We start from the raw sequence: 6,735 nt of genomic DNA on the forward strand, positions 1-6,735 counted from the left end.
CGCAGTGAACGGATTTGCCCAAAGGAAAAGAGCGGAAACCGCCAGTAAGCCCGCTTGACTTACTACCCTCTTTTTCTTCATCAAACCACCTCCTTGATTGTGTATCAACCGGAATATAAGGTCCTATACCATGCTCTACATGCATACTCCCATATCACTGTTTAATGTATCTGCATTAAATCAGTCTCTTTATATCCAGTTAAATTATTTATATATTTTCTCTATGCAAACAAAACAACTCGCAAAGATATGAAAAAATATCTTTGTAAGTAATTTTTGTATAAAGAAATTTATATCATGTTATTACTGTAAAAACCTAAATTATGTTTTTTATACTGTTTGTTCTTATAGATATTTCAGAAAATTTTTCTACAGTCCTTTTAAAATTTTTGCAAGTTACCGTCCTGTCAGTTATTTAATGCCAACACGGATATCTGACATAATATGTCCTATATAAGTTTATTCCACGCATATCTCACTCCACACTCTAATGCTTTAAGGTTACGTTAATATTATATTCATATAATATTATTATTTTAGTGTTTTGTCAAATAAGTCAAATCTTTAATTATCGTTTTGTTTTTATATCTTTTGCTGTAATACTTTTTTCAGTTTTTATAAATTAAACAGCATATTTGAATATATTTTTTTATTTTTTAGCTCTTATTTTTAGTGATTAAAACAGAAGCAAGATTGTTTGCAATGTATTATACATCTACTCAAATAGTCAAGCTATTGTACACATGTCTTTTATCCATATCCTTATTCATTAAGTCCTGTTCTTAATATTTTCGTCAGAAATAAAGTTTTAAAAAGGCACAACAAAAAACCGGCTCCGGGCAAAGCCCGAAACCGGCAATATTGTTTTATTCAAATTTATATGTAAATTATCTCTTTACATTGAATGCGTCCATACCCGGGTAGCAAGCACTCTCACCAAGCTCCTCTTCGATTCTAAGTAACTGATTGTACTTAGCAACTCTCTCAGATCTTGAAGGTGCACCTGTCTTAATCTGACATGTGTTAAGAGCTACAGCAAGGTCTGCTATAGTTGTATCCTCTGTCTCACCTGATCTGTGTGAAGAAATTGAAGTATATCCTGCCTTGTGAGCCATCTTTATAGCCTCAAGTGTCTCAGAAACTGAACCGATCTGATTGAGCTTTATAAGAATTGAGTTTGCACAACCGTTGTCGATACCCTTCTTAAGTCTCTCAGTATTTGTAACGAATAAGTCATCACCTACAAGCTGAACTTTTCCGCCAAGTTCCTTTGTAAGAAGCTTCCATCCTTCCCAATCTTCCTCATCAAGACCGTCCTCGATAGAGATGATAGGATACTTCTCAACAAGCTTCTTCCAATGCTCAACAAGCTCTGCAGATGTGAACTCTGTTCCTGCCTTTGGAAGCTTATACTTTCCGATTGTACCTGTCTTCCACTCACTTGATGCTGCATCCATAGCGATCATGAAATCAACGCCCGGCTTATATCCTGCCTTCTCAACAGCCTTAAGAATGAACTCGATAGCTTCCTCATCGCCACCTGTAAGGTTTGGAGCAAAACCACCCTCATCACCTACACTTGTAGCAAGTCCTTCAGCCTTTAAAAGTGCTGCAAGGTTGTGGAATACTTCCGCACACCATCTAAGAGCCTCTTTGAAGCTTGGAGCTCCTACAGGCATAATCATAAACTCCTGAACGTCTACGTTGTTTGATGCATGAGCACCACCGTTTAAGATGTTCATCATCGGTACAGGAAGTCTGTTTGCATTTACACCACCAAGGAATCTGTAAAGCGGAATATCAAGTGAAATAGCTGCCGCTCTTGCACAAGCTATTGATACTGCAAGGATTGCATTAGCACCGAGCTTTGACTTATCCTTTGTTCCGTCAGCCTCGATCATTGCCTTATCTACAGCATAGATATCTGATGCATCCATACCTTCAAGTACATCATTGATAGTTGTATTTATATTCTCAACAGCCTTTGAAACACCCTTTCCGAGGTAACGTGACTTGTCACCGTCTCTAAGCTCAAGCGCCTCAAACTCACCTGTAGATGCACCTGATGGAGCTGTTCCTCTTCCGATTGTTCCGTCTACAAGATAAACCTCAGCCTCAACTGTCGGATTTCCTCTTGAGTCAAGTATTTCTCTTCCGATAACCTTCTCAATTTCTAAATAGTTCATTGGTAAAAACCTCCTTTTGGTCTCATATATCGCTTAACCTATATGATAAAATTATAACTCTATGCGACGATAGTATAATAACATAAATCTCAAGATAACTCTATATAAAAATATATAATTTTGTTATACTGTTAAATATTAGATTATATTGTGCCGAGCAATCAGGTACAAAAATGTAAAATCCGATGATTACTTCACTATTTTAGATATATTAAGGGGAATTTATGCCTGACTATAAGTATAATGAACAAGTCGATATAGAGAATATAAAAAAGCTAAGGACAATGCTTTCAGAGCTGCCTGCATTTTTTAAAGACTTTTTTAGAGGAATCGAGCCTCGTACACAATCAAGAACTCAAATAGCCTATGCCTATGATATAAAAATATTTTTACAGTTTCTGCTTGAAGAGAATCCAAGTATAAAGAAATCATACAAAAGTGTGACCGAAATACCGATTTCAGTACTTGAAAGTCTTACTGTAACAGATATTGAAGAATATATGGAATATTTAAAATATCGTGACACGGACGGTAAGAAAATATCAAATAAAGAAAATGCCATAAAAAGAAAAATCTCAACATTAAAGAGCGTGTTCAAGTACTTTTACCGCACCGAAAAATTACGCGAAAATATAATGGAAAGAGTACAATTGCCAAAATTACACTCAAAGGAGATCATAAGACTTGATATTGACGAAGTTGCTATGATGATTGATGAAGCGGAAAGAGGAGAAGGACTCAGTGACAGACAAAGAGCATACCACGGAAAGACTAAAATACGTGATGTTGCACTGCTCTCCTTATTACTCGGTACCGGAATAAGAGTATCCGAATGTGTTGGACTTGATATATCCGATGTGGATTTTAAAAACAACGGAATTTTAATTCACAGGAAGGGCGGAAAGGAAGTTACTATATATTTCTCGGACGAGGTAAAAGAAGCATTGCAAAACTATTATGACGAAAGGGTTTTGATACTTGAAGAAAGCGGACATGAAGGTGCGTTTTTCTTATCAATGCAAAATAAAAGATTGTCTGTACGAAGTGTTGAAAACCTTGTAAAGAAATATGCCAAGATTATCAGTCCTTTAAAGAAAATAACTCCTCATAAGCTTCGTTCCACATATGGCACAAATCTGTATAAGGAAACAGGTGATATCTATCTGGTGGCTGATGTTCTCGGTCACAGTGATGTAAACACAACCAAAAAGCACTATGCGGCTATAGAAGATGACAGACGCAGAAGCGCCCGAAATGTGGTAAAACTGAGGGAGAAGTAATTTATTTCTCCCTCAATTTATTCAGGATTATCTGTCGACCTTATAGCTTACAAGTATAAAGCATCCCGGATGTACCTTATTGCTGTCCATTCCGTTCATCTCCATAATCTGTTCTATATACTCGTCATCAGATATACCTGTATTGTTATATTTTTCGGATATACTCTCAAGGCTGTCGCCATACTCGACTTTAACCGATGTGTATCTTATATTCTCCGTATCCATGCCGGCTCTTGTAGTATTCGTCCTGCCCAGTAAAAAACTTATTAAAAACAATGTAAAAATGAATGCTAAAAATACTTTTCTCATATTCTCCTCCAAACATTTGTTCTATGTAGTAAGTCTACAACAAGAACATATGTTTGTCAAGAGAAAAATCGAACATACGTTTCTACCTCATGCTCCTCTTCATTGCTTTTTCTATTTCCCTTTGCTGTGTCTTTTTGGCGAGGGTCTCTCTCTTATCATAGTTTTTCTTTCCCCTTGCCAAACCTATTTCAACCTTTACAAGGCTTCCCTTTAAATACACCTTTAAAGGTACTATGGTTAAGCCCTTTTCATTAAGCTTTGAATCAAGCTTTAATATCTCTTTCTTATGCATCAAGAGCTTTCTTACTCTCAAAGGATCTTTATTGAATATATTGCCCTTTTCATAAGGATTGATATGCATTCCCATGATGAAGACTTCACCGCGTTCGATTCTTATCCATGACTCCTTTATTGAAACATGCCCCATTCTTACAGACTTTACCTCCGTTCCGAACAGCTCAATACCTGTTTCATAGTTTTCCAGGATGAAATAATCAAAATATGCCTTTTTATTATTTGCTATTATCTTAATCCCCTCTGCCATCTCTCTCCTTTACAAGTTTAAAGTCAATTCTCTTTGCAAGTCTGTCTATATCATAGACTTTTACTCTTACCTTTTGACCTAAAACAAATTTCTTTTTTGTAATTTCTCCCACAAGTTCATATCCGGCTTCATTATAGACGAAGTAGTCACCTTCCAAGTCGGACATCTTTACAAATCCTTCCACAGTATTCTCAAGCTCTACAAATATACCGAAGCTTGTCACACCGCTTATAATGCCGTCAAATTCCTCACCCATATGCTCAAGCATATATTCGCATTTTTTATATTTTACAGTCTCTCTTTCGGCTTCCTCGGCTCTTCTTTCCATCTGTGATGATTGTAAAGCCACGCCGTCTAAAATAGCCCTGTAATGCTCTGTTCGTCTTTCGGAAAGTCCGTTTTTTATATTCTCTTTTATTATCCTATGTATCTGCAGATCCGGATACCTTCTTATAGGTGAAGTAAAATGGGTATAATACTTTGCAGCCAGACCGAAATGTCCTATACATGATGTATCATACCTGGCCTGCTTCATGCTTCTTAGTGCAATCCTTGATATAATGGCCTCGGCATCACTTCCTTCAATGCTTGCCAGAAGCTTTTGAAGTTCCTTCGGAGATACTTCATCATTTTTCCTTCTGAGTGTAAAGCCGAAGTTATTTATAAATATTGCCAGACTCTTTATCTTTTCGGGATCCGGATTTTCATGAACTCGATACAGGAAAGGCAAATCCTGCCAGAAAAAATCCTCCGCCACAGTCTCATTTGCGGCAAGCATGAAATCCTCTATCAGCTTTGTAGCGGAATTTCTCTCATACGGCTTAATGTCTACAGCCTTACCGTTTTTATCAAGTATAACTTTACTCTCAGGCAAATCAAAATCTATGGATCCACGTTTTGTTCTTGCACCTCTTAGAAGTTCGGACACCAGTTTGAAATTATTAAAAAGCTCTATATAGTCGCTGTACTTTTTCTTTGTCTCCTCATTTGAATCTGTAATAATTTCATTAACCGCAGTATATGTCATTCTTTCATTTACATTGATAACGCTCTCGCAGATATTATGCCCTATTACATTGCCCTTTTCATCTATCTCCATCAAACATGAGAGTGCAAGTCTGTCTTCACCCTGATTCAATGAACAAATTCCGTTACTCAGCTTTCTTGGAAGCATAGGAATTACTCTGTCCACCAGATATACACTTGTAGCTCTGTGCAATGCCTCTTTATCAAGTGCTGTGTTCTCTCTTACATAATGAGTAACGTCCGCTATATGAACTCCCAAATGCCATATATTACCGTTTTTTTCAAGTGTTATGGCATCATCCAAATCCTTGGCATCCTCACCGTCTATTGTAACGGTAATCATATCTCTGAAATCCTGTCTGCCCTTTATATCCTTTTCAAGAACCGTACTTGGGATTTTTTTCAATTCGTTTTCCACATCATCATTAAATTTTTCAGGAAGTCCGAAAGCTCTGACTATGGAAAGTATATCCACTCCTGCATCTGTGCTTTTACCGAGAATTTCAATGACCTTACCCTCAGGTTTTTTCTTATCACCGCCAAAGTCTGTGATCTCAACCACCACCTTATCTCCGGTCTTTGCCCCCTTATCTCTTGCGGCAGGAATATAAATATCTTTTAAAATCTTTGTGTCGTCAGGCAATACAAAACCGAATTTATTATTCTTCTTGTAATAGCCTACCATTTGAATATTGGCATGCTTTTCTATACCTATGATATGTCCTTCAGCTCTTTTTTCACCGCTTTCAACATCTATAACAACTTTTACCTGATCACCGTTCATGGCATTTGCTGTATAATCGGCAGGAATAAATATATCCGAATCTCTTCCTTCCACTCTTACAAAACCGAATCCCTTGGGATTTGCCATAAATTCACCGATTAAAAACTTATTCTCAGGCTTTTTGTACTTACCTCTTTTGCTTATTTCAAGTCTGCCTTCCAGCAGCAGCTCTTTCAAAACTTCATCAAGCTCAGGTCTTCTTTCTTTATCAATATTGAAAAAAACCGCCAGTTCTTTTGCCTTCATAGGCATGTACAGAGGACTTTCTATAAAGTCCATCACTATCTTTTTTCTTTTTTCTAAATTCTTATCCATATAAACCTTTATAAATAAAAAGCACTCTTTTGAGTGCTTTTTGTTATTTAACAATATTTAAAACTAATGATAAAATCAAAAATAATGCCGCAGCAACCTTTGTAAGCTTCTCAAGCAAGCCTTCAACTGAACGGCCTCTGTTCTTACCCCAATATGTATCGGCAATACCGCCTATTGAACCAAGTCCCTGCTCATTTCCTTCCTGAAATAATACTACTGCAGTCAGGAAAACGCATACTAAAATAAATATTATTGAAATAATCCTGTTTAACATTAACATATTTACACTCC

At 36.7% G+C, this 6,735-nt stretch carries 6 protein-coding genes; 1 reads left to right on the top strand and 5 read right to left on the bottom strand.

Annotated features, from left to right (window positions below):
• Nucleotides 1-887: 887 nt before the first annotated feature.
• Complete coding sequence (eno, locus tag HMPREF1495_RS03740; protein ID WP_007591041.1) at nt 888-2,186, bottom strand: phosphopyruvate hydratase; 1,299 nt, start codon at nt 2,184-2,186, stop codon at nt 888-890.
• A gap of 224 nt (nt 2,187-2,410) precedes the next feature.
• Between eno and HMPREF1495_RS03745 the strand changes: the two genes are divergently transcribed.
• Nucleotides 2,411-3,466: a tyrosine-type recombinase/integrase gene (locus tag HMPREF1495_RS03745; RefSeq protein WP_034212175.1), complete on the top strand. Its 1,056-nt coding sequence runs from the start codon at nt 2,411-2,413 to the stop codon at nt 3,464-3,466.
• Between the two features lie 27 nt (nt 3,467-3,493).
• Here the strand turns inward: HMPREF1495_RS03745 and HMPREF1495_RS03750 are convergent, their stop codons facing one another.
• The 4 genes from HMPREF1495_RS03750 to secG all read right to left on the bottom strand — a co-directional run bounded on the left by HMPREF1495_RS03750 (nt 3,494) and on the right by secG (nt 6,718).
• Nucleotides 3,494-3,775, bottom strand: coding sequence for a LysM peptidoglycan-binding domain-containing protein (locus tag HMPREF1495_RS03750; protein WP_034212177.1), 282 nt, complete (start codon nt 3,773-3,775; stop codon nt 3,494-3,496).
• Nucleotides 3,776-3,857: 82 nt separating this feature from the next.
• Entirely contained in the window at nt 3,858-4,319 is a 462-nt protein-coding gene (smpB, locus tag HMPREF1495_RS03755; RefSeq protein ID WP_007591038.1) for an SsrA-binding protein SmpB, read from the bottom strand.
• Nucleotides 4,303-6,444, bottom strand: coding sequence for a ribonuclease R (gene rnr, locus HMPREF1495_RS03760; protein WP_034212179.1), 2,142 nt, complete (start codon nt 6,442-6,444; stop codon nt 4,303-4,305). Before rnr ends, smpB begins: the two co-directional genes overlap by 17 nt.
• Before the next feature lie 43 nt (nt 6,445-6,487).
• The gene (secG, locus tag HMPREF1495_RS03765) at nt 6,488-6,718 is read right to left on the bottom strand and encodes a preprotein translocase subunit SecG (RefSeq protein ID WP_034212181.1); all 231 of its coding nucleotides are present in this window, start codon (nt 6,716-6,718) and stop codon (nt 6,488-6,490) included.
• Between the last annotated feature and the right edge of the window lie 17 nt (nt 6,719-6,735).

The organism is Lachnoanaerobaculum sp. MSX33, from assembly GCF_000512995.1.
GTDB lineage: Bacteria > Bacillota > Clostridia > Lachnospirales > Lachnospiraceae > Lachnoanaerobaculum.

Bases quoted from the DNA above. Each gene is read 5' to 3' on its own strand.
- rnr (WP_034212179.1), bottom strand. From the start codon at position 6,444: ATGGATAAGAATTTAGAAAAAAGAAAAAAGATAGTGATGGACTTTATA.
- HMPREF1495_RS03750 (WP_034212177.1), bottom strand. From the start codon at position 3,775: ATGAGAAAAGTATTTTTAGCATTCATTTTTACATTGTTTTTAATAAGT.
- smpB (WP_007591038.1), bottom strand. From the start codon at position 4,319: ATGGCAGAGGGGATTAAGATAATAGCAAATAATAAAAAGGCATATTTT.
- eno (WP_007591041.1), bottom strand. From the start codon at position 2,186: ATGAACTATTTAGAAATTGAGAAGGTTATCGGAAGAGAAATACTTGAC.
- secG (WP_034212181.1), bottom strand. From the start codon at position 6,718: ATGTTAAACAGGATTATTTCAATAATATTTATTTTAGTATGCGTTTTC.
- HMPREF1495_RS03745 (WP_034212175.1), top strand. From the start codon at position 2,411: ATGCCTGACTATAAGTATAATGAACAAGTCGATATAGAGAATATAAAA.